Below are 20,823 nucleotides of genomic sequence, written 5' to 3'. Positions count from 1 at the left end.
ATGAGTGAATCGCCCCCGACGGCGGCGCCGGTCTGCTATCGCCACCCGTCGCGGGAGACGTGGGTGCGTTGCACGCGCTGCGAGCGCCCGATATGCCCAGATTGTATGCGCGAGGCCTCGGTCGGGCACCAGTGCCCCGAGTGCGTCGCGGAAGGTCGCCGGACTCAGCGGTCGGCGCGCACCGCCTTCGGAGGCAGTGCCGCCGGCCGCCACGGCTATGTGACCAAAGCCCTGCTCGGCCTGAACGTCCTGGTCGCCCTGATCGGCCTGGCGATCGCCGGCACCGGCTCACTCGTCGGTGGCGGCGGCCTCTTCACCTCGGCCAGCAAGCTGCAGGCCTTCGGCGGTGTCGTCGGCCCGCCGGTGACGGCCCTGACCAACGGGCAGGTCGCCCTCGGCGCCTTCCCCGGCTTGGGTGACGTCTACGGCGGCATCTACGACGGCAACTACTACCGCCTGATCACCGCGATGTTCATCCACTACGGGATCATCCATCTCGCGGCGAACATGTGGGCGCTCTGGATGCTCGGCCGCAGCCTGGAGTCCGCGCTCGGTCCGTGGCGGTTCCTCGCGCTCTATCTGATCGCCGGCATCGGCGGCAACGTTGCCTCGGTCGTGATCAGCCCCAACGACCTCGGTGCGGGCGCCTCGACCGCGATCTTCGGTCTGTTCGCGGCGTTCTTCATCATCCTGCGCAAGCTCGGCCGTGACACGTCGGCGATCATCGGCGTGCTGGTGATCAACCTGGTCATCACGTTCACGGTCAGCAGCATCTCGTGGGAGGGCCACCTGGGCGGCCTGGTCACCGGCGGTCTGGTGGGCGCGATCCTGGCCTACGCACCTCGCGACCGGCGCACGCTGATCCAGGCGGTCGGCTGCGCCATCGTGCTGGTTGCCCTGATCGGGCTGACCATCGCCAAGGTCGCCAGCGTCACTGCTTAGGCCCGCACCCCTTCCAAGGCCTCGGCGACCTCTTCCACGGGGGCGCCGAGGTCATTTTTCGTGAACAGGTGCAGCGAGTCGCCGGCGTCGATCTCCAGCGTCTCGCTGCGGATGCCGGCGTGCCCGCGCCGGTCCACGGAGATCTTCTCGACCGCCGACCAGGGGATGTGCCGCCGCCCGGCGAAGCCGGTGAGCACCGTGAGCCCGCTCGGGTCGGCGGCCAGGCGCTCCGGCGCCAGCAGGTCGCGGAACCCCCAGACGGCCAGCACGGCCCCGGCCACGCTGGCCACGGCCACCGCCACGGCGTCGGTGGCGAACAGGGCGGCCAACACGACCAGCAGCACGGCGCCGGTGAGCTTGAGGGCCGGCAGGGCGGGCCGCACGCGCCAACGGATCGTCACCGGACAAGCATCCCAGGCTGAGGCGCGACGTAGGATTCGGGCAAGGCTCACGTTACCGGGGAGTAATCATGCGGGACGCGGTCATCGTCGGTGCGGTCAGAACGCCGGTCGGACGCCGGAACGGCGGCTTGTCGGGCGTACACCCGGTGGATCTTTCGGCCCATGCCCTGCGTGCGCTGGCCGAGCGGCTGGCCCTGGATCCGGCCGAGGTCGACGACGTGGTCTGGGGTTGCGTGTCGCAGGTCGGCGACCAGTCCTGGAACGTGGCGCGCGGCGCGGTGCTCGCGGCCGGCTGGCCCGAGTCGGTGCCCGGCACGACGCTGGACCGGCAGTGCGGCTCCAGCCAGCAGGCGATCCACTTCGCGGCCGCGGCGGTCATCGCCGGGCAGAGCGACCTCGTGGTCGCCGGCGGCGTCGAGTCGATGAGCCGGGTGCCGATGGGCTCGAGCATCGGGGCCGGCAACGCGTTCGGTGACCTGGTGCGCGCCCGCTACCGCGACCACGAGGGCTTCGCCGCCGACGACCCGGTGCCGTTCAGCCAGGGTGTCGGCGCCGAGATGATCGCGGGCAGGTGGGGCTTCGACCGGGCCCGGCTCGACGGTTACGCGCTGGCCAGCCACGAGAAGGCCGCCTCCGCGCAGGACGCCGGCCTGTTCGACGCCGAGATCGCCCCGGTGGCCACCGCCGACGGCGGCAAGGTCTCGGCCGACGAGGGCGTGCGGCGCGACACCTCGCTGGCCAAGCTCGGCGAGCTCAAGACCCCGTTCGAGGCCGACGGCGTGGTGACCGCGGGCTCCGCGTCGCAGATCTCCGACGGTGCCGCCGCGCTGGCGGTGACCACGAGCGAGTGGGCGGCCCGGCACGGCCTGCGGCCGCTCGCCCGGATCCACACCGCGGTGGTCGCCGCCGACGACCCGGTGGTGATGTTGACCGCGCCGATCCCGGCGACCGCCAAGGCGCTGCGCCGCGCGGGGTTGGGCATCGAGGAGATCGGCGTGTACGAGGTCAACGAGGCGTTCGCCCCGGTGCCGCTGGCGTGGCTGGCGGAGACCGAGGCGGACCCGGCGCGGCTCAACCCGCGTGGTGGCGCGATCGCCCTTGGTCACCCGCTGGGCGGCTCCGGCGCACGGATCATGACGACGATGCTGCATCACATGCGGGACAACGGAATCCGCTACGGCCTGCAGACGATGTGCGAGGGCGGCGGCATGGCGAACGCGACGATTGTCGAGGCACTATAAGGGTTACTGTCCACTTTTAGGGCAATGATCCTAATGGAGGTTTAAGGAAGTCGGCGTAGGGAAACCCGCCACCCTCCAGCGAGGCGCGTCGTTGTGAACGACATGGACGTCTTCTCCCGTACGTTCCTGCCAGCCGCCGCGGAAGCCGGTGTGGCGATCCCGACCGTCAGCCGCCACATGCCGGTCTTCCGGCGCTGTGTCGCCGCCGACGATGCCGCCGCGCTGGTGGCCCGGTGCACCCGCGCCGACCGCCCCGCGCAGGGCGAGTACCTGATGCTGTTGACCTACCGTCGCCTGGTCGTCACCCACGAGTCGCGGATGCTGCACCGCCTCCGGCTGCATCTGAACACGGAACTGGGTCACCTGGGCAACGTGACGTGGAACCCCGATCCGCGGCTGTCCGCGGTTGAGTTGGCGGCCACGGCCGTCGACGGGGTTCGGGAGCGATTCTGGATCCGGGTCGGTCACGCCAAGCAGGTGTGGCACCTGGACGCGCTGCTGAGCCACGTCTTCCGCCCGCGCACTGCCCGCGCGGGAGCCGGGACGGCGGCCGGGGCTGGTGCCTCGGCCGCCACCCGGGACGCCCTGCGCCGCGACACCGGGGCCTGGGAGTCACTGGGCCGCTCCCGGCACGCCGTCGCGGTGGCGTTCTAACAAACCTCTTACATAGCTTCGTACGACCGTCGGCCATGATGGGCCGGTGGCAGATGGCCTGGTGCTCGTCGTCGAAGACGAACGGGCGATCGCGGATCTCGTCCGGCTCTACCTGAGCCGCGACGGGTTCGGCGTGCATGTCGAGCACGACGGCGAGGCGGGGCTCGCCGCCGCCCGCCGGGTGCGCCCGGTGGCCTGCGTGCTCGACATCGCCCTGCCGGGCCTGTCGGGCACCGAGCTGTGCCGGCGGCTGCGCGAGGGCGGCGACTGGACCCCGGTCATCTTCCTGACCGCCCGCGACGACGAGGTCGACCGGATCGTCGGCCTGGAGCTCGGCGCCGACGACTACATCACCAAGCCGTTCTCGCCCCGCGAGCTGGTCGCCCGCCTACGCGCCGTGCTGCGGCGGGCCGCGGGCGGGGTGGCCGCGGCGGCCGAGCGCCCGCGCACGGTCGGCCCGCTGACCCTGGACCCGGGCCGGCGCAGCGTCACCGTCGCCGACGTGCCGGTGCAGCTCACCTCGACCGAGTTCGACCTGCTGGCGCACCTGGCCGGGCGGCCGGGCCGGGTGTTCACCCGCGAGGAGCTGCTCGCCGCCGTCTGGGGTTATGCCGCGCATTCGGGCACCCGTACGGTCGACGTGCACATCGCCCAGGTCCGGGGCAAACTGGGCGCCGCCGGCGCGCTGATCCGCACCCACCGCGGCGTCGGGTACGCGATCGATGCCTAGAACTTTGACCGCCCGCGCGGTCCTGGTCGGCTGTGCCGTCGCCGTGGTCTCCGTGTTCGTGACCGCGCTGGTCGCGATCCCGTTGGCGTCCCGGGCAGTCGAGGCGCGTACCCGGGAGTCGCTGGCCGCCGAGGCGACCGTGGTGGCCGCAGCACTGCGGGCCACGCCCCGCCCGGCCGGCGACCAGAAGCTGCTGGACGCACTGCGCGAACGGGACATCTCGCTGTTCCTGCTGCGCCGCGGGGTTCCGGACCAGCCGGGGCTGCCACCGGCGGTGCTGGCGCAGGTGGCCGACGGCTCGTTCTCCGGCAGCGCCATCATCGGCGGCGTCCCGTCCCTTGTGGAGGCCCGTCCGATCAACAACAACAACGGCAACGCGGTCGTGTTGACCCACCCACGGGCGACCGGCATCTGGCGCGCGATCGGCCAGAACCTGTGGCTGGCGCTGCTGGCGGGCCTGGCCGCAGGTGTGCTCGCCGGCGTGCTGCTGGGCAGCCGGCTGGCCCGCCCGATCCGCAACGCGGCGGTCGCGGCGATGCGCCTCGGCGGCGGCGAACGCGGCATCCGGGTGCCGGTCGAGCCACCGCAGGAGGTCGAGTCGCTGGCGCACGCGCTGAACGGCCTGGCCGAGGCGCTGTCCACAAGCGAGGGACGGCAGCGGGACTTCCTGCTGTCGGTCTCGCACGAGCTACGCACGCCGCTGACGACGATCCGCGGCTACGCCGAGGCCCTGTCCGACGGGGTGATCGAGGGCGACGGCGCCGCCCGGGCCGGCCGCACGGTGCTGGCCGAGGCCGAGCGCCTGGACCGCCTGGTCACCGACCTGCTGGCGCTGGCCCGCCTGGACGCCGTGGACTTCCCGCTGACCCCGCTGCCGGTCGACCTGGCCGCGATCGTGGCCGAGACGGCCACCACCTGGCGCCCGCGGTGCGCGGCGGCCGGCGTCACCCTGGTGGTGGAGGCGCCGTCGTTCCCGGTGCCGGCCTTCACCGACCCGGGCCGCACCCGCCAGATCCTCGACGGCCTGCTGGAGAACGCGCTGCGCGTCGTCCCGGCCGGCGCCGCGATCGTGCTGGCCACCCGCCCGGGGACGGTGGCCTCGGCGCTGGAGGTCCGCGACGGCGGCCCGGGCTTCACCGACGACGACCTGCGGGTGGTCTTCGAACGCGGCGCCCTGCGGCAACGCTACGACGGCGTACGCAAGGGCGGCAGCGGCCTGGGCCTGGCCCTGGTGCACGGCCTGGTGCGCCGCCTGGGCGGCCAGATCGAGGCGGGCCACGCCCCGGAGGGCGGCGCACGCTTCACGATCACGTTGCCGCAACAGCCTTACGAAGCCCTTACCTTCGCCTGATCGCTCCCTCGTGCGCGTCGCCCATCGTGGTGCCAGACAGAGCAGAGAGGGAGACCATGAGGCGTTGGCTTGCGGGAATCGGTCTGGTGGCGATTGTCGGGCTCGGCCTGACGGGCTGTGGGGTCGTGGGTGGTGGGTCGGCCGGGGACGACGCCGGGGTCGAGGTGTCGGCCGGGATGGGTGCCGAGGGGCAGGCGCTGGTCGCGATGGGTTTCGACCCGGACGAGATCACGCCGGCCGAGCTCGCGGACCTGAAGCTGGTGGCGCCCAGCGCGTCGCCGTCGGCCGCCCCCAAGGAGAAGGATCGCGATCGCGGCAAGCGGCTCAAGGCCCGGGTGCTGCTGCGCAAGAACACGCTGCACGGTGAAGCGGTCGTCAAGACCAAGGACGGCTCGACGCAGACCGTGCTCGTGCAGCGGGGGCAGGTCACGGCCGTCGATGCGGACTCGATCACCGTCAAGAGCACCGACGGGTTCACCATCACCTGGTCGTTCGCCGACGATCTGCGGGTCGTCGAGCGCCGCAACTCGATCCAGGCCGACCAGCTCGCCGCGGGTGACCAGGTCGGCGTGGCCGGCACCAAGGACGGTGACGGTGGCGCCGCGCGGCTGATCGTGATTCCGCGCGAGAAGTGAGCGGTTGGGGCCCCGCGCGAACGGGGCCCCAGCACTCAGTACACCCGGTCGCCGATGAAGTCGTCGTGGCCGTAGCCGACCGGGTTCGGGAAGTTGCGCGACTCGAAGGACCACTGCTGGCGGGTGCTGGAGCCGCAGGTGGCCAGGCGCAGGCGCGGCGTGCCCAGCAGCGGGTTGTCGAAGGCCAGGCACAGGGCGGTGTTGCCGGCCGCCTTGATCTGGTTGCCCGCGAAGACCCACTTCTGGTTGATGCCGCCCGTGCAGTTGTAGATGTTGACCGCCGTGTTCGCGGTCAGTGAGCCGCCCGAGACGTCCAGGCACCGGTCGTGCGACAGCTCACTGTGCAGCGACTGCCGCGCCGGGTCGTACCAGAAGCCCTGGTTCCGGCCGCCGTGGCACGCGTACGACTGCTGCGCCGTGTTGTTTCGCGAGTCGTAGCCCTTGCCGTCGACGCACCTTCCGGTGCCGGCGTTGCGCAACTGCTTGAACTCCAGCAGCCCGCCGACCAGCGTGCCGTGGCCGGTGCTGGCCTGGTCGACACAGGTCGCCTGGGGCAGCCCGGAGGCCACGAACGCGGTCATGCACTCGGCGAACATGCCGTGGCCGCGGGCGTTCGGGTGGAACGACTGGCGTGCGGCGTTCTCGTTCCAGATCCCGACCTCGATGTAGAGGCCGCGCACGCTGGTGTTGTCGGTGCACACCTCGTGGCCGTGGAAGAGCCGGCTGGCGTCGAGGTAGCGGGTGCCGGTGTTGGCCGCCGCCTGGCGCAGGCCGCGCTCGAACAGCGGGACGGCCTTGTTGCGGGCGAACGCCGTGTCGGCGAGGTAGAGCAGGCAGCCGCCGGAGTACCAGCCGGGGAAGTTGGGGTTGTCCTCGACATCGGGACTGCCGGGGCTCGGGTAGGACTGCAGCACGAGCTCGTAGTCGGCGGCCAGGTAGCCGGCCGCCGTCATCGTGGCGCGGATGCTGCGCAGCGCCTCCTCGACCGCGGCTCGGGAGCCGTCGACCCGGGTCGTCCACACGTCCGTGTACGTCGGGTAGCAGGCGCCCTGGAAGAACACCCGGCGGATGGCGCAGTCGGTGGCCACGGGGCCGAACTGGATCGTCCCGTCGCCGTTGGCGCCGGCCACCACCCAGATCAACTTCACGTGCGTGTTGCGCGCTTTGATCGCCAGGTTGTCGCCCTGGTTGAGCTCGTTCCACTGGGTCGGTCCGCCGGCGACCAGGTTCCACGGTGTGGCACCCGAACAGGCGATGTTGAACTGGGTGTCGGACGCGATGCCGGTACGGAACACCGCCTGGTCGTACGACCGGTCGCACCAGTTGCCGTCCTGGTGCGTGCCGGGGACGTAGTTGCCGACGCCTTCGCCGGAGATCTCGCTGTCACCCATGGTGACCAGCGCGGTCTTGCGTTGTTCGAGGGGGCGCACGGCGGGGCTGCCGTACAGCGTGGTCGCTTCGGCGGCACGGATCGCTTCGAGGTTGGCCGGCAGCGGTTGGACGGGCGGACGGTCGGCCGCGGCAGCCGTTGCGGTGCTGGCGGTCGCGACGAGGGACGGGAGGACGAGGCCCGCGACGAGCGCCACGGCGGCGAGGGTACGCCGTCGGCGTGGCACTCGGAGCGCGTTGCCTGGCAACCCTTTGCGGGAGTTGGGCATCGACGCACTCCTTTCGGCTCGATCGGAATGTATCGATCGAGTTACCGGAGAGTAGCCTGCTGAACCCGCATATGTGAATAGTCCTCAGGTGAACGGACGAGCCCTATCGGGGGAAGGCCCGGATGGGCGAGAGACGATCTTCAAACGGAGCCGGTAGTCTGGTGCGGATTTGTCGTCCGCCCTGGAGATTCCGTTGAAGCTCTCGATCCTCATGCCGGTCTACAACGAGGAAGAACGCATCGCGGAGGCGCTCAAGCAGGCGCTCGCGGTGGAGTACCCGTGCGAGATCGAACTGGTCGTGGTCAACGACGGCAGTCGTGACGGCACCGGCGCGATCCTCGAGGGCGCCGCCGATGACGCGCGCCTGCGGGTCATCACCCATCCCCGCAACGCGGGCAAGGGCGCGGCGATCAAGACCGCCGTCGACAGTGCCGAGGGCGACTACATGGTCATCCTCGACGCCGACCTCGAATACGACCCGCTGGACATCCCGAAGCTGCTCGACCCGGTGCTTGACGGGCGCGCCAAGGTGGTTTACGGCAATCGCACGTTCGGCAGCCACAGCGCCTACAGCTTCTGGTACGTGATGGGCAACAAGGCCGTTACGACCGCGGCCAACGTGCTCTTCAACTCGTACATCGGCGACCTGGAGACCTGCTTCAAGCTGTTGCCGGTCTCGCTCTACCGGTCGCTCGAGATCAAGTCGCGTGGCTTCGGCATGGAGGCCGAGGTGACCGGCAAGCTGCTGCGCCGCAAGATTCGGCCCTACGAGGTGCCGATCAGCTACCGCGCCCGCGGCCGCGAAGAGGGCAAGAAGATCACCTGGAAAGACGGCGTCGAAGCACTGTGGATCCTGGGCCGCGAGCGCGCCCGCAAGCGCTGACCGCCGAAACGCTCACCATCGGTGAGCTGTCCGCGCGGTCGGGCGTCGCGCCGTCGGCGTTGCGCTACTACGAGCGGCTGGGGCTGATCCGCGCCGGCCGCACCAGCGGCAACCAGCGCCGCTACGACCGCGGCGAGCTGCGCCGGGTGGCCTTCATCCGGATCGCGCAGCAGGTCGGCGTCGCGCTCGACGAGATCGCCGCGGCGCTGGCCGAGCTGCCCGACAACCGCACGCCGACTCGGGCCGACTGGAGCCGCCTCTCGGCGCTGTGGCGGACCCGGCTGGAGGAGCGGATCGCGCTGCTCGAGGAGCTGCGCGACGACCTGTCCGAGTGCATCGGCTGCGGCTGCCTGTCCATGCAGCGCTGCCAGCTCTACAACGCCGGCGACCGGTTGTCGGCCGACGGCAGCGGCCCGCAGTTGTTGCTGCGCAAGGCCGCCCGCCGCGTCACGAAGGATTGACCAGCAGCACCTTGCCGGTGTGCTCGTTGTTCTCGACCACCCGGTGCGCGTCCGCGGCGCGGGCCATCGGCATCCGCCGGTCGATCACAGGACGGATCCGGCCGGCTTCGATCAACGGCCACACCGTTTCGCGTACGCCGGCGATGATCGCGGTCTTCTCTTTTTGTGGACGGGCCCGCAGTGTGGTCGCGGAGATCGAGCCGCGCTTGGCCATCAGCCTGCCGAAGTCGAGCTCGGCGCGCCGGCCGCCCTGGGTGCCGATGGTCGCGATGCGGCCGTTATGGGCGAGCGCGGCGATGTTGCGGTCCAGATAGGACGCTCCGATGATGTCGAGGATCACGTCGGCGCCGCCGAGGCCCTGGGTGACCGCGGCGAAGTCCTCAGTGGAGTAGTCGATGACGTGGTCGGCGCCGAGCGCCAGCAACGCGTCGTGCTTCGACATGCGCGCGGTGGTGATGACCCGAGCGCCGAGCGCCTTGCCGAGCTGGATGGCGAACGTGCCGATGCCGCTGGATCCACCGTGGACGAGCAGGGTCTCGCCTTCGGCTAGTCGCGCACCACGCACCACATTGGACCAGACGGTGCAGGCGACCTCGGGCAGGCCGGCGGCTTCGTCGAGCAGGACGCCGGCGGGCACGGGCAGCAGGTGGTCGGCGGGCACGGCGACCTTCTCGGCGTAGCCGCCGCCGGACAGCAGCGCGCACACGGGCTCGCCGTCGACGGTGCCCGCACACTCCAGCCCCGGATAGGGCGAGGAGCCGGGCGGCGGGTTGTAGTGCCCTTGGCGTTGCAGCAGGTCAGCCCGGTTGACCGCGGACGCGACGACCTCGACCAGGACCTCGCCGGGCCCGGCCACCGGATCGGGCACCTCCGCCCAAGAGAGCACCTCGGGTCCGCCCGGCTCGGAGATGGTTATCGCGCGCATGCCCTTTCTTACCCTGTGCCCGGGCGCATGGCAGACTTGACCCCGCGTCCAGGAGGGTTCGCCTAGTGGCCGATGGCGCTGGTCTTGAAAACCGGTAAGGCAGCGATGTCTTCGTGGGTTCGAATCCCACACCCTCCGCTCTTCTACCGCGGCCGGCGGGCCACCGCGAAGACCGATTGGCCGAACGGTGGCCGGACCCGGGTCTCGACCGCCTTGGTGGCCGGCAGCACCAGCTTGTCGTAGAACTTGACCATCGCGCCTTCCTTCGGTGTTAGCCGGAAGACGCTGGTGGCCATGTAGTAGCCGATCAGGCCCAGCGCGTTCGTGTAATTGATCCGCTCGACCCGCAGGTCCGCCCGCTGCATGACCCGGGCCAGCGACCTGATCGTGTAGCGCCGCACGTGGCCCGTGGCGATGTCGACCGGGCTCATCGCGAACGGGAACGCCGGCACGATGATGATCACCGCGCCGCCGGGCCGGACCAGGCGGCCCATGCTCTGCAACGCGCGCCGGTCGTCCTCGATGTGCTCGAGCACGTTGTAGGAGACCGCCGCCGTGTACGCGCCGTCGATGTCGCTGGGCAGCAGCAGCTGGCGTACCTCGATGTCGTTGTGGCCCGCGAGCCGGTCCTTGAGCGCGACCAGCCGGTCGGGGTCGGCCTCGGTCGCGGTGAACCGGGCGGTGTGCGGTGCCCACTCGAGCGCGTAGTCGCCGAGTCCACTGCCGATCTCGATCGGGTTGCTGCCCAGGTAGGGCTCGGCGAGTTCGGCGAACCAGCGCCGGTGGTTGACCGCTGTGGCCAAGCCTTCGAGTACTTCGGACTGGACCTGTTGATCCCCGGTGATCTCGGCCATCTGCCGCCTCCCCCCGGTAGGGACAGTTACCTCGATGGAACGTGAGAGCCCTTCCCTATTGGTTACGGTATGAAAACCTAGGTCGGATGTGTCAGAGATCCGGTGATTTGCCGGCTTGCTGAGGAACCCCGGAACTGGCCCCTGGAGGAGCCGATGGCGGTGGGTGGGATAGGCGAGACCGACACGTCGGATCTGCCCCGGGTGGCCGCTGTGGCGCCTGTGAACGACCGCCGATCGCGCGTGCTGGCTCAAGATCTGGCCGCCGTGGCCAGCTATGTCCTACTTGCCTTCTGGGTGACCTGGCGGGTCTGGCTGCACCCCACCTGGGGCCTCGCGGCCAACCGCGCCGACCAGGCGTTCTTCGAGTGGATGCTCGGCCACGGCGCCCTGGTCGCCACCGGTCAGGCTTCGCCGTTCTTCTCGGACCAGATGAACGTGCCCGACGGCATCAACCTGATGGCCAACACCTCGGTGCTCGGCATCTCGATCCCGCTGACCCCGGTGACCCTGCTGTTCGGCCCGCGGGCGGCCTTCAACGTCTTCCTCACCGGCGCGCTGATCCTCACGGCCGTGGCCTGGTACCTGGTGCTGTCCCGCTATCTCCTGAAGCGCCGGTTCGCGGCCTGGATCGGCGCCGGGTTCTGCGCGTTCGCGCCCGGGATGATCTCGCAGGCCAACGGCCATCCCAACCTGGTCGCCCAGTTCCTCGTGCCGGTGCTGATCTGGCGGACCCTGGAGCTGCGGCGGGGCCGCTGGGTCCGCAACGGGGTCCTGCTCGGCCTGGTCGTCATCTGGCAGGCGTTCATCAACCTGGAGATCCTGTTCATGACCGCCGTCGGCCTGGTGATCTTCTTGGCCGTGGCGGCGGCTCTTCGGTGGCGGGAGGCCCGGGCGTGTTGGCGGCCGTTCCTGTACGGGTCGCTGGTCGCCGTGGGCGTCGCCCTGGCCGCCCTCTGGTACCCGATCGCGATGCTGCTCACCGGACCCCAGTCCTACAGCGGGCTGCCGTACGAGGTCCGGGGTTATGGTGCCGACCTCGGGGCATATGTCGCGCTGTCCCGCGAGTCGCTGCTCGGCAGCATGGAGTCCGCCCGCGGGTTGGCGCAGAACGCCGCCGAGGAGAACTCGTTCTTCGGCTGGCCGCTGGTCGCGCTCACCGTCGTGGTGGTGGTCGCGTTGCGCCGCTCCGCGGCGGCGATCGGGCTGTTCGCGGTCGGCGTCGTCTTCGCCTATCTGTCTCTGGGCCCCGTGGTGCGGCTGCACGGGTCGCCGACGGGGCTGCCGTCGCTGTGGCAGTCACTGCACGACGTGCCGGTGCTGAGCTCGGCGGTGCCGACCCGGTGGGCGTTGGCGGTGACCCCGATCGTGGGGCTGCTGCTGGCGTTGGGCGTGGCGGCTGCCCAGGAGCGTTCTGAAGCGCTGCGGGGGTCTGCTCTGGTCGTGTTCCGGTCCGTCGGGGCGGCCGTGCTGCTGGTGGCGCTGGTGCCGATCGCGCCGACCGCGCTGCCGGCGACCAAGCTGTCCAACACCCCGCTGTTCGTCTCGTCGGGGACGTGGGCGCGGTACACCGCCGGCGGCAAGAGCATCGTCTTCGTGCCGATGCCGACCTCGGGGGTCAACGACCCGATCCGCTGGGCAGCGATGACGATGACCAGGATGCCGCTGGCGGGCGGCTATTTCCTGGCACCGGTCGGCCCGGACCGGATCGCCAACTTCACGTCGGACTTCCGGCCGACCAACTACTACCTGCGCTACGTGAGCCGCACGGGCCGAATCCCGCCCGCCGCGCCGGCCACCCGAGCCAACGCCCTGGCTGATCTCGCTTACTGGAACGCGGGCGCGGTGGTGGTGCCCAAACGCCGGGACTCTTCGCTGTGGATCAAGACCTTGACCGAGTTGTACGGCGTACCGCCGCAAAAGGTCTCGGACGTGTGGCTCTGGGACCCAGCGACGCTATGAGGGTCCGCGGCGCTTGACCGGCGGGCGTTGCATGGCTGCCACGAGTGCCGCGGGGTCTGGCGGGGCGGGCAGTGGGCTCGGGTGGTCGGTGCGCAGGGCGTCGAGGGCGAGCGCCAGGAACCGTGGGGCGCTGGTCGGGACCGCGTCGCCGAGCGTTTGGATGATCGCGGCGTTGGCGATGAGGAGCAGGGGCACATCCTCGGGTACGAAGTCCGCGCGCAGCGTGCCCTGTCGCTTGGCGGCTCGGATCAGCCGGTTCTGGGTGGCGTACAGCCGGTTGCGGAGCGTTTCGAGGGCCCCCGAGGCCGGCAGGGTCAGGGTGAGCACGTCGGTGACGGTGGCGTCCTCGGCCTGGATGGCGCAGAGCTGTTCCAGGTAGCTGCGGAAGGCTTCCCACGGGTCGTCGATCAGGCGGGCCTGCTCGGCGGCGGCCAGGTAGCGTCCGGCCCGCTCGAGGAAGACGGCCTCGACGAGCTCGGTGCGGTCGGGGAACCGGCGGTAGAGCGTGCCGATCCCGACGCCGGCCTCCTTGGCGATGTCCTCGACCGGAGCGTGTACGCCCCGGGCGGCGAAGACCCGCCGGGCGGCGTCGATGATCCGCTGCCGGTTGCGTTCGGCGTCCGCGCGGAGCCGTGCAGTCACCCTGGCAGCCTAGCGAAAACGGAACTCTGAACTCCTCTTAAAATTTAGTTGCTGCGTCAATGACCATGCTCACGATCAAGGGCTGTCGGGCCTTGCGGCATGGCACAGTTCCACGGGACTTCTGGGCCAACGGCGAAAAGGATGGGGCGCATGGGAACGGCAGTGGTGGTAGGTGGCACCGGCGGCCTCGGGCTGCCGATCGCGGCACATCTGGCCGCCCGGGGCGACACGGTCGTGGTCACCAGCCGCACCAAGGACGGCGCCGAGGCCGCGGCCGCCGAGCTCGGTCCCGGTGTCCAGGGCCTGGCGGTCGACCTGTCCAAGCCGGAGACGATCGAGGCCGCACTCGAGTCGATCACCGAGGTGGACCACCTGGTCCTGACCGCGATGCACCCGACAACGAGCACGCTCGCCGAGTTCGACGTGGCCGCCGCGGTGACCGCGCACACGGTCAAGCTGGTCGGCTACGTCGAGGTGGTCCGGGTGCTGCGCCCCCGATTCCGCCCGGCGGCCTCCGTGGTGCTGTTCGGCGGCGTGGCCAAGGAGCTGCCGTACCCGGGATCGACGGTTGTCACCACCCACAACGCGGGCCTCGGCGGCCTGGCCAAGACCCTCGCGGGCCAGATCGCCCCGCACCGCATCAACGTCATCCACCCGGGCGTCGTGGGCGACAGCCCGCGCTGGCGCGAGGTGCCGAACCACCCGCACGTGGCCCGCAGCCCGATCGGCCGCCTGGTCACGGTCGCGGAGATCGTCGACGCCACCGACTTCCTGCTGCGCAACAGCGGCATCAACGGCCAAGAGCTCTATGTCGAAGGCGGCGTCCTGACCTCGTAAGCGACCCTGGCTGAGGTACGGACCGCCACCTGCCGCCCCGATCGACGAGCCCACAAGGCCCACCGATCGGGGCGGCCGTGTCTATGCGGGTGCGGCGACCTGCCAGAGAGCGCTGACCGGGATGGCTCGCAGTTTGTCGCCGAACGGCAAGGTGGACGTGCCGGTGTAGAGGACCACGCCGGCGACGAAGTCGTCGCCGAGCCGGTCGGCGAGCCGACGAAGGCCGCGGAAGTCGTCCGGGCCGACTGTCGAGGCCGCTTTGACTTCGATGCCTACGACGCTGCCGGCTCTGTTCTCGAGTACGGCGTCGACTTCGAACTTGCTGTGGTCCCGGTAATGAGAAAGCTCGGCTGGTTGCTTCGACCAGCTGAGCTGCCGTGCCAGCTCGGACAGGACGAAAGCCTCGAGCTGCGGCCCGAAGGGCGCTCCTGGGCGGAGCAGCGCCCGTGCATCGACCGCGACCTCGTTGGCGGCGATGCCGGAGTCGACGAAAATCAGCTTCGGAGCGGCCGTGGCCCGGGTGCCGAGATTGCGCGACCAACCCGGGATCCGCTTCACCAGGAAGATCTCCTCCAGGGCCCGGAGGTACCGCGCGACCGTCGGACGACTCAGCCCGAGTGCGGCCTCGAGCGAATGCGCGGCGATGACGGTCGCCGACCTCGCCGCGAGGAGGCGTACGAGCTTGCGCAGTTCGGCTTTGTGGTGAATGTCGGAGAGCTGGCGGACGTCGCGATCGATGAGTGCCTGGACATATCCGTCGAGAAAGCGTTGGCGGCGCTGGGGATCATCGCGACTGGTTGCCTCGGGCAGGCCGCCCCGGACAATCCTGGCGGCATAGTCGGCGCGGGTCACTGTCGACTCGTGGCGAAGATCCGGTCCGAGTGCGAAGAGGGCGTCGACGAAGCCGTCGGGCTCGTCGTCCAGTTCGCCCTGAGAGAACGGCCAGAGCTCGATGGTTTCCATGCGGCCGGGGAGCGCATCGGGAGCGGCGACCATCCCGAATAGCCGGGAGGAGCCGGTCAGCAGGTACCGGCCGGGCCGGGGATCCTCGTCGACGGATGCCTTGATGGCCAACAGCAGATCCGGCGCGCGTTGAATCTCGTCGATAGCCATCAGCTCGGTGGTGTCCACGAAGCCGACCGGGTCAGCGATTGCCGCTGCCCTGTCCTGCGCTCGATCAAGATCACGTCGTTCGGCGAGACGATCCCGTGCGACCAAGCGCACGAGGGTGCTTTTGCCGACCTGGCGCGCCCCGCTGATCAGGACGACCCGGGTGTCGCCGAGCGCGGCGTCGACCTGCGCTGCGACTCGACGTGGGATCAGGCGGGGGGTGGGCACACCTCATCGTAGCTCGCGGGTTTCGGTTCGCGACGCGCTCGCTTTCGTTTTGCGAGCCATGCTCTTTCGATTTGCGACGACCCGACGTTACGTTCGCGGCAGGTGTCTCCGCTGCTGTTTCCCATATCCCACGGGCGTGGCAGTAGGGCGTTACCGCGTGGGGTTGGTGGCGCTGGGCCTGCCTTCGGCGGGTCCACCTGTTCAGTGGACTCGCTCGGTCTTCCTGTCTTGGGGTGAGGGTGAGTTGTCGCGGGCCTGGCAGCGGAGCGAAGCGCAGCGTTCTCTGGCGGGAGCATCGGTCGTGCCCCAGGCGGACCCGAGTCAGCAGTCTGTGTTTCTGTCCGTGTCAGGAAGGCTTGATGACGCAGCCCGAGCAGAGCTTCGGCTTCGGGAGGGTGAAGGCCAGGCAGCACGTCTTGCGCTGCACGTTGATCTGCCCGCCCGGGCCCTGTTCCAGCTCGATCAGGTCGTCGAGCTCCAGCGCTGTCAGCAGCGTCGTGATGTTGTCGGCCGTCGAGCCCGGCAGCCAGTCCGCCGCGCGCAGCAGGCCGTAGGAGATGCCCGACGCTACCGAGCCCATCAGCGTGCGGGCGCCGAGGCGGACCTGCGAGTGGATCGCGTCCAGCATCGGGTTGACGTGTTCGTCGAGCAGCGTCGTGCGGAACGTCGACAGCAGCGCCGCCTCGTCGGGGACGACCACGACCTCCGGTAGGCCCGAGATGGCCAGCGGGTCCGTGGGCAGCACGGCCACGTCGATCGTGCGGCGGTAGCCCAGGGTCAGCAGCGGGCGGTGGTCCTCGAAATGGACCAGCACGTCGTCAGCGCGCAGCAGGGGGACGCGGCGGGCCGAGGCCCAGCCCAGGACGCCCGGCAGCGTCAGCCAGTAGCTGTATGACTTCCACGCCAGCGCGGCGGCGGCGTGCGGGGAGCCCCGCCAGCGACGGTTGGCCGCGTCCAGGAGCTCCGGCAGGTGGGTGCCGTCGGCGAGCGCGGCGGCGGGGATCCAGCCGGCGGCGTCGTGGACCAGCAGGCCGCGGGTCAGGCCCGGGAGGTCGTCGGTGCCGAACATGGATCGGAGCGTGGCGCTGATGGGGTCGAAGGGGGCTCCCGCCATCGCGCGGAAGTCGATGGTCGCGGTCACCGCGACCCCACCGCCGTCCGTGCCATTGAGTTCCCGCCCATCGCGTGACGTCCCTTGCGCTGGCCCTCGTTTGTCAGGGTCGCCAGCCGCAACAACATAGCGTGCTAAGGCTAGCCTAACCAGAGAAACGCGGGGCGGAGTGGGCTACTACTCATACGAGCACTTCGCGCCGTGTCGACTAGGTCGCGCTCTGCGACGGTTGTCAAGGCATTTGTCGGTAACGCGGCACTTCTGGCCGGGTCGCGTTCTTGCGCAGCAGACTGGATTTCCGGGCCTCTAGGGGAGCCCCGGCCCCAAAAGGGATGCGTGATGCCGAGCTCACCGCCGCCGACTTCACCAATCTCGCCGATAGAACGCGCTGCCGACTCGTTCGCGGCCGAACTGTCGCGCTGGCGGGTGGAACGCGGCCTCACGAAGAAACAGCTCGCGACCCAGATGGGCTTCGACCCGTCGTATGTCAGCCACGTCGAGGGCCGCCGCCACCGCCCGACCGAGGACTTCGCCCGCCGCGCCGAAGCCGTGCTCAGCGCGGGCGGGGCCGTTTGGCTGCGTTTCCAGGAGTACGACGACCTGCGGCACGCCCGCGGCGTCTCGTTGCCGCTGCGCGACCCGCCGGTGCCCGAGCAGTGGATGCCGCCCGGCACCGGTCTGATCGTCGAGCAAGAGGTCGCGACGCTCGCGTTCGTGGGCGACGAGTACCGGTGCGTCATCCGCCGGTCGCTTTATAACGCCGGCACCGAGCCCGTGACCCGCTATCTGGTGCGGGTGGCCGTCGACCGTTATCCCGAGGACCCGGCGCTGTCCAACAAGCACCACCGCGACCACCCGCTGACCTTCGAAGAGCTCGACCTGCAGGCGTTCTGCGACGACCCGCCGACCCGCGAGGCGATGGACTGGCGCAAGAAGCACGACCGGGACGCGTTCAAAGAGGTGTGGCTGCTCTTCGAGAACGCCAACGGGCGGTTCCCGCTTTACCCCGGGGAGCGGGTCACCATCGAGTACGCGTACACGGTCGGTCAGGAGAAGTGGGGTCGCTGGTTCCAGCGGGCCGTGCGGCTGCCCACCCGCCGGCTGACGGTCCGGCTGGACTTCCCCGTGGCGCTCGACGCGCAGGTCTGGGGTGTGGAGACGTCGCTGTCGTCGGAGGAGGTGCCGCTGCGTACGCCGGTGACCCGCCGCACCGAGGGCGAGCGCAGCTTCTTCGAGTGGACGACCGACTCGCCGACGCTGAACGCCCGCTACCGGTTGGAGTGGCGGTTCCGGGCGGCGGTGCTGGAGTCCAACGGCTTGTCGTTGCCGGCCGTTTCCGTGCCCGCGCAGCGGCACGCGCCGCGGACGCCTTCCGAGCGCATGCGGTCGGTGGGGGTGGTGCAGCGCGGCAGTGCGCTGCTCGCGCACCGGGCCGTGCCGTTGCGGCTGCCGGCTGACGCGTCGGCCGGTCGGGACGTGGTCGACCGGTTGTTCGCCGCGTTGGAGCGCATCGAGGAGATGCACATCTTCAGCAAGGGGGTCGGGCTGGCGGCGCCGCAGATTGGGCTGTCGGTGGCGATCGCTGTCGTACGCCCGCAAGATCCTTCCGCCGAGCCGCTGGTGCTGGTCAATCCGCGGATTGTCGAGGCGTCACCGCGTACCGACGAGCGCTACGAGGGCTGCCTGTCGTTCTTCGACGTGCGCGGGGTGGTGCCGCGCTCGTTGCGGATCGAGGTGGAGCACGCGGACTGGAGCGGCGCGCGCCGGCTGACGACCTTCGAGCACGGGCTGGCGCGGTTGGTGGCGCACGAGATCGACCACCTGGAGGGACGGCTGTACGACGAGCGGATGCCGCCGGGGGCCGGCCTGGTACCGATCACGGAGTACCGCGAGACGGGTGTGCCTTGGAGCTACTAGCGTCGACAATCTCCCCGTCGTGGGCGGGGACGAATACACGATCAAGCTCAGTCATGACCAAGCTCTGGTGTTGTCGCACTGACTCTACGAGGTGATCGGCACCAAGGAGTTCGACACATTCGTGAACGACCGGGATCGCGCGGTCTGGTCGTCGCTGCACGTGCTCTCCGGGACCCTCGAGGTGAACATTCCCGAGATCTTCGCGCCGCACTACACCGCTCGTTTGGAGGCTGCTCGCGAGCGTCTGCTCGACACGTTGGGCGACCTCGGCCGGCCGCCAGCCGATGAGGAAGCGGAGCCGGAGCGGCTTTGGCTTTGAGGGCGACCGGGCGCGAAGGTGGCAGCGCAGCGAAGCGGAGCGTTCTCTGGCAACGGTCGCGCCCCACGCGGACCCGAGTCAGCCTCTACATGTCTTCGAACGGGTTTTAGATGTCGCCGAACGTGTCGTACTTGATCCGGACGGCCGGTACCTTCAGCTCGGCCAGCGTGCGCAGGGTGCTCTTGACCATCGACGACGAGCCCGAGACGAAGAAGTCATGGTCGCCCCAGGGCCCATATCTGGCCAGGACCTCGCCGATGTTGCCCTGTTCGCCGACGAAGTTGCGGTCTTCGCTGCACGCCGGCACGACCGACAGCCACGGGTAGCGGGCCGCCAGTTTGTTGAGCTCCGGCAGGTCGTAGAGGTCGTCGCGGTCCTTGGCTCCGAAGAAGACGTGTACCCAGCGGGTCCGGTTGTAGCGGGTCAGTTCCTCGATCAGGGCCTTGATCGGGGCCAGGCCCGTGCCGCCGGCCACGCAGACGACGTCGCGGGTCGACTTGCGATCGAGGGTCATCGTGCCCATCGGCGCGGCGATCCGGAGCAGGTCGCCCACCTGGACGCGGCGGACCAGGGCGCTCGAGACCCAGCCGGCGCCCAGCGCGCGCACGTGGAACTCGATCGTGCCTTCTTTGTTGGGGGCGTTGGCCATCGAGTACGTGCGCCAGAGCCGCGGTTGGTAGCGCGGTGCCTCGACGCTGACGTACTGGCCGGCGCGGTACTCCAGCGGGTACTGCAGTGGGCGGCAGGTCATCACGGCGATGTCGCGGCTGCGGCGTTCGTGGGTGAGCACCTCGGCGTGCCAGAACGCCGGGTTCGTGTCGGCCTCCGCACCCGAGATCATTTTCTTCGCGATCACGTTGTACGCGTCGCCCCAGGCCTGGTCGTACTCGATGCTCCACGACTCGCCGGCGAAGGTACGCAGCGCCTCGAGCAGCGCGCCGCCGACCACGTCGTAGTGCTCTGGTTCCACGTGGAACTTGCGGTGGTCGCGGCCCAGCTGGCGCAGGTACTCCTCGAAGCGGTCGGGGTCGTCCAGGCTCTGGACGGCGGTGACGATGGCGCCGAGCAGCCGGGCCCGCTGGACGTCCATGGTCACCGGGAAGAGGTGCCGCAGGTGCGGGTTGGACAGGAAAATGCGTGCGTAGAAGTATCCGGCGACCTTGTCCTGCTGTTCCTCGACGAGGGTCCAGCTTTCCTTCAGTAGCCGTTGAAGGTTCCCCATTGACGCCCTTTTCGCTTGTCTGACGCGCCTTGGCCTCCACCCGGCCCGCCGCACTTCTGGTTGATCAGGGTGTGTGTGGTCGCGCTGTGCACGTCTGACCAGCCTGATGACTCACCGTCGAGGTCCATCGCACAGAATGTGCGACGAACGCGATCCGGACCTGTCTATGGATCTACCGTTGTGGAACCCTGAAGTGCGTGTGGTACGGCGGTGCGTGTTCCGGCTGGTCAAAAACGGTTCTGGAGTCCGCATGGAGCGCCCCGTCAGCTTTGCCCAATCGGGTTCGTTCGCCCGCCGTGCGCGGTCGCCCGGACGGCGATCCCGCACGCCGACCGGGCGTCCCGGATCGGTGGACCGTCCGCTCGGCTTCCGCCTGGACGACCGCATGGTCGCCTTCGTCCGAGCCCAGGAAATGATCTTCATTACCCCGATGTGGGGCGAGCGGACCTCGCGTATTGGCCCGGTCGGGTTCCTGCGCGTGCCGTCGCGGGGCGTGCTGGCGTGGCCGGAGACAGGCAGCCATCCGGTGATCTCCGGGCCGGTGCGGCTGCTGCTTCTTGATCTTCTGGCCGAGCGGACCGGCCTGCACGTGAAGGGGCGGGCGTCGGTGTCGCCTTATCGGCCGCTGCAGGTGTGTGGTCCGGCGCCGTTGCCTTCCGCGGGTCCGCAGCCGGCGTGTTGGGTGCAGGTGCGGGTCGACGAGGCCTGGTTCGCGGACCAGGGTCCAGTTGCGCGACCCTGAT

The 20,823-nt window shown here is 69.9% G+C and carries 21 protein-coding genes and 1 tRNA gene; 14 read left to right on the top strand and 8 right to left on the bottom strand.

The genetic code is table 11. The features are described 5' to 3' along the window. On the top strand, window positions 1-942 hold the full coding sequence (locus tag CHC05_RS17800; protein WP_089250128.1) for a rhomboid family intramembrane serine protease: 942 nt from the start codon (window positions 1-3) through the stop codon (window positions 940-942). On the opposite strand, the gene CHC05_RS17795 is transcribed toward CHC05_RS17800, so the two are convergent. Continuing rightward, a complete protein-coding gene (locus CHC05_RS17795) occupies window positions 939-1,337 on the bottom strand; it encodes a PH domain-containing protein (RefSeq protein ID WP_245871002.1) in 399 nt (132 codons plus the stop codon). The two genes, CHC05_RS17800 and CHC05_RS17795, sit on opposite strands and share 4 nt — an antisense overlap. 74 nt (window positions 1,338-1,411) lie before the next feature. Between CHC05_RS17795 and CHC05_RS17790 the strand changes: the two genes are divergently transcribed. The 5 genes from CHC05_RS17790 (at window position 1,412) to CHC05_RS17770 (ending at window position 5,954) form a co-directional block, all read left to right on the top strand. Beyond that, window positions 1,412-2,584 carry a thiolase family protein gene (locus CHC05_RS17790; protein WP_089250124.1) on the top strand — a complete coding sequence of 391 codons (1,173 nt, stop codon included), beginning with the start codon at window positions 1,412-1,414 and terminating at the stop codon, window positions 2,582-2,584. A 102-nt stretch (window positions 2,585-2,686) separates the two neighbouring features. Then, a complete protein-coding gene (locus CHC05_RS17785) occupies window positions 2,687-3,238 on the top strand; it encodes a hypothetical protein (RefSeq protein ID WP_245871001.1) in 552 nt (183 codons plus the stop codon). 46 nt (window positions 3,239-3,284) lie between these two features. Further along, window positions 3,285-3,968 (top strand): response regulator transcription factor, encoded by a 684-nt coding sequence (locus CHC05_RS17780; RefSeq protein WP_089250123.1) that lies wholly within the window; start codon window positions 3,285-3,287, stop codon window positions 3,966-3,968. Beyond that, window positions 3,961-5,319: a HAMP domain-containing sensor histidine kinase gene (locus CHC05_RS17775; protein WP_089250122.1), complete on the top strand. Its 1,359-nt coding sequence runs from the start codon at window positions 3,961-3,963 to the stop codon at window positions 5,317-5,319. The genes CHC05_RS17780 and CHC05_RS17775 overlap by 8 nt, the downstream gene beginning before the upstream one ends. 56 nt (window positions 5,320-5,375) lie before the next feature. Next, on the top strand, window positions 5,376-5,954 hold the full coding sequence (locus CHC05_RS17770) for a hypothetical protein (RefSeq protein WP_089250120.1): 579 nt from the start codon (window positions 5,376-5,378) through the stop codon (window positions 5,952-5,954). 35 nt (window positions 5,955-5,989) lie between these two features. Here CHC05_RS17770 and CHC05_RS17765 read toward each other — a convergent pair whose 3' ends face one another. Beyond that, window positions 5,990-7,540: a ricin-type beta-trefoil lectin domain protein gene (locus CHC05_RS17765; protein ID WP_245870971.1), complete on the bottom strand. Its 1,551-nt coding sequence runs from the start codon at window positions 7,538-7,540 to the stop codon at window positions 5,990-5,992. 265 nt (window positions 7,541-7,805) lie between these two features. Between CHC05_RS17765 and CHC05_RS17760 the strand changes: the two genes are divergently transcribed. Together CHC05_RS17760 and soxR are read left to right on the top strand one after the other, a co-directional pair. Beyond that, entirely contained in the window at window positions 7,806-8,495 is a 690-nt protein-coding gene (locus CHC05_RS17760) for a glycosyltransferase family 2 protein (RefSeq protein WP_089250403.1), read from the top strand. Next, window positions 8,459-8,956 (top strand): redox-sensitive transcriptional activator SoxR, encoded by a 498-nt coding sequence (soxR, locus tag CHC05_RS17755; RefSeq protein ID WP_425426783.1) that lies wholly within the window; start codon window positions 8,459-8,461, stop codon window positions 8,954-8,956. The genes CHC05_RS17760 and soxR overlap by 37 nt, the downstream gene beginning before the upstream one ends. Here the strand turns inward: soxR and CHC05_RS17750 are convergent. After that, window positions 8,943-9,881, bottom strand: a complete 939-nt coding sequence (locus tag CHC05_RS17750) for an NAD(P)H-quinone oxidoreductase (RefSeq protein ID WP_089250116.1) — start codon at window positions 9,879-9,881, stop codon at window positions 8,943-8,945. The genes soxR and CHC05_RS17750 overlap by 14 nt on opposite strands. A 51-nt stretch (window positions 9,882-9,932) precedes the next feature. On the opposite strand from CHC05_RS17750, the gene CHC05_RS17745 reads away from it, so the two are divergent. Further along, window positions 9,933-10,019 (top strand) — tRNA-Ser (locus tag CHC05_RS17745). A gap of 5 nt (window positions 10,020-10,024) precedes the next feature. Here CHC05_RS17745 and CHC05_RS17740 read toward each other — a convergent pair. Further along, window positions 10,025-10,735 (bottom strand): class I SAM-dependent methyltransferase, encoded by a 711-nt coding sequence (locus tag CHC05_RS17740; protein ID WP_089250114.1) that lies wholly within the window; start codon window positions 10,733-10,735, stop codon window positions 10,025-10,027. 153 nt (window positions 10,736-10,888) lie between these two features. Here CHC05_RS17740 and CHC05_RS17735 point away from each other — a divergent pair, with 153 nt between their 5' ends. Then, window positions 10,889-12,694: a DUF6311 domain-containing protein gene (locus CHC05_RS17735; RefSeq protein WP_425426782.1), complete on the top strand. Its 1,806-nt coding sequence runs from the start codon at window positions 10,889-10,891 to the stop codon at window positions 12,692-12,694. Here CHC05_RS17735 and CHC05_RS17730 read toward each other — a convergent pair. Next, window positions 12,689-13,336 carry a TetR/AcrR family transcriptional regulator gene (locus CHC05_RS17730; RefSeq protein ID WP_089250112.1) on the bottom strand — a complete coding sequence of 216 codons (648 nt, stop codon included), beginning with the start codon at window positions 13,334-13,336 and terminating at the stop codon, window positions 12,689-12,691. The genes CHC05_RS17735 and CHC05_RS17730 overlap by 6 nt on opposite strands. Before the next feature lie 150 nt (window positions 13,337-13,486). Between CHC05_RS17730 and CHC05_RS17725 the strand changes: the two genes are divergently transcribed. Further along, complete coding sequence (locus CHC05_RS17725; protein WP_089250110.1) at window positions 13,487-14,173, top strand: SDR family oxidoreductase; 687 nt, start codon at window positions 13,487-13,489, stop codon at window positions 14,171-14,173. A gap of 81 nt (window positions 14,174-14,254) precedes the next feature. Here the strand turns inward: CHC05_RS17725 and CHC05_RS17720 are convergent, their stop codons facing one another. Next, complete coding sequence (locus CHC05_RS17720; RefSeq protein ID WP_089250108.1) at window positions 14,255-15,511, bottom strand: ATP-binding protein; 1,257 nt, start codon at window positions 15,509-15,511, stop codon at window positions 14,255-14,257. Window positions 15,512-15,857: 346 nt separating this feature from the next. Further along, a complete protein-coding gene (locus CHC05_RS17715; RefSeq protein ID WP_089250399.1) occupies window positions 15,858-16,625 on the bottom strand; it encodes an IucA/IucC family C-terminal-domain containing protein in 768 nt (255 codons plus the stop codon). Between the two features lie 336 nt (window positions 16,626-16,961). On the opposite strand from CHC05_RS17715, the gene CHC05_RS17710 reads away from it, so the two are divergent. Beyond that, window positions 16,962-18,539: a peptide deformylase gene (locus CHC05_RS17710; RefSeq protein ID WP_089250106.1), complete on the top strand. Its 1,578-nt coding sequence runs from the start codon at window positions 16,962-16,964 to the stop codon at window positions 18,537-18,539. A gap of 91 nt (window positions 18,540-18,630) precedes the next feature. Then, complete coding sequence (locus CHC05_RS17705; RefSeq protein WP_245870967.1) at window positions 18,631-18,858, top strand: hypothetical protein; 228 nt, start codon at window positions 18,631-18,633, stop codon at window positions 18,856-18,858. Between the two features lie 106 nt (window positions 18,859-18,964). Here CHC05_RS17705 and CHC05_RS17700 read toward each other — a convergent pair whose 3' ends face one another. Further along, a complete protein-coding gene (locus CHC05_RS17700) occupies window positions 18,965-20,080 on the bottom strand; it encodes a globin domain-containing protein (RefSeq protein WP_089250104.1) in 1,116 nt (371 codons plus the stop codon). Between the two features lie 250 nt (window positions 20,081-20,330). Here CHC05_RS17700 and CHC05_RS17695 point away from each other — a divergent pair, with 250 nt between their 5' ends. Then, entirely contained in the window at window positions 20,331-20,822 is a 492-nt protein-coding gene (locus CHC05_RS17695; RefSeq protein ID WP_144022643.1) for a hypothetical protein, read from the top strand. Window position 20,823: the final 1 nt, after the last annotated feature.

The sequence above is a fragment of the Asanoa hainanensis genome (assembly GCF_900188485.1).
Taxonomy (GTDB): Bacteria; Actinomycetota; Actinomycetes; order Mycobacteriales; family Micromonosporaceae; genus Asanoa; species Asanoa hainanensis.
Note: the sequence above shows the minus strand (reverse complement) of the source record. Positions and strands in the feature narration are given on the sequence as shown.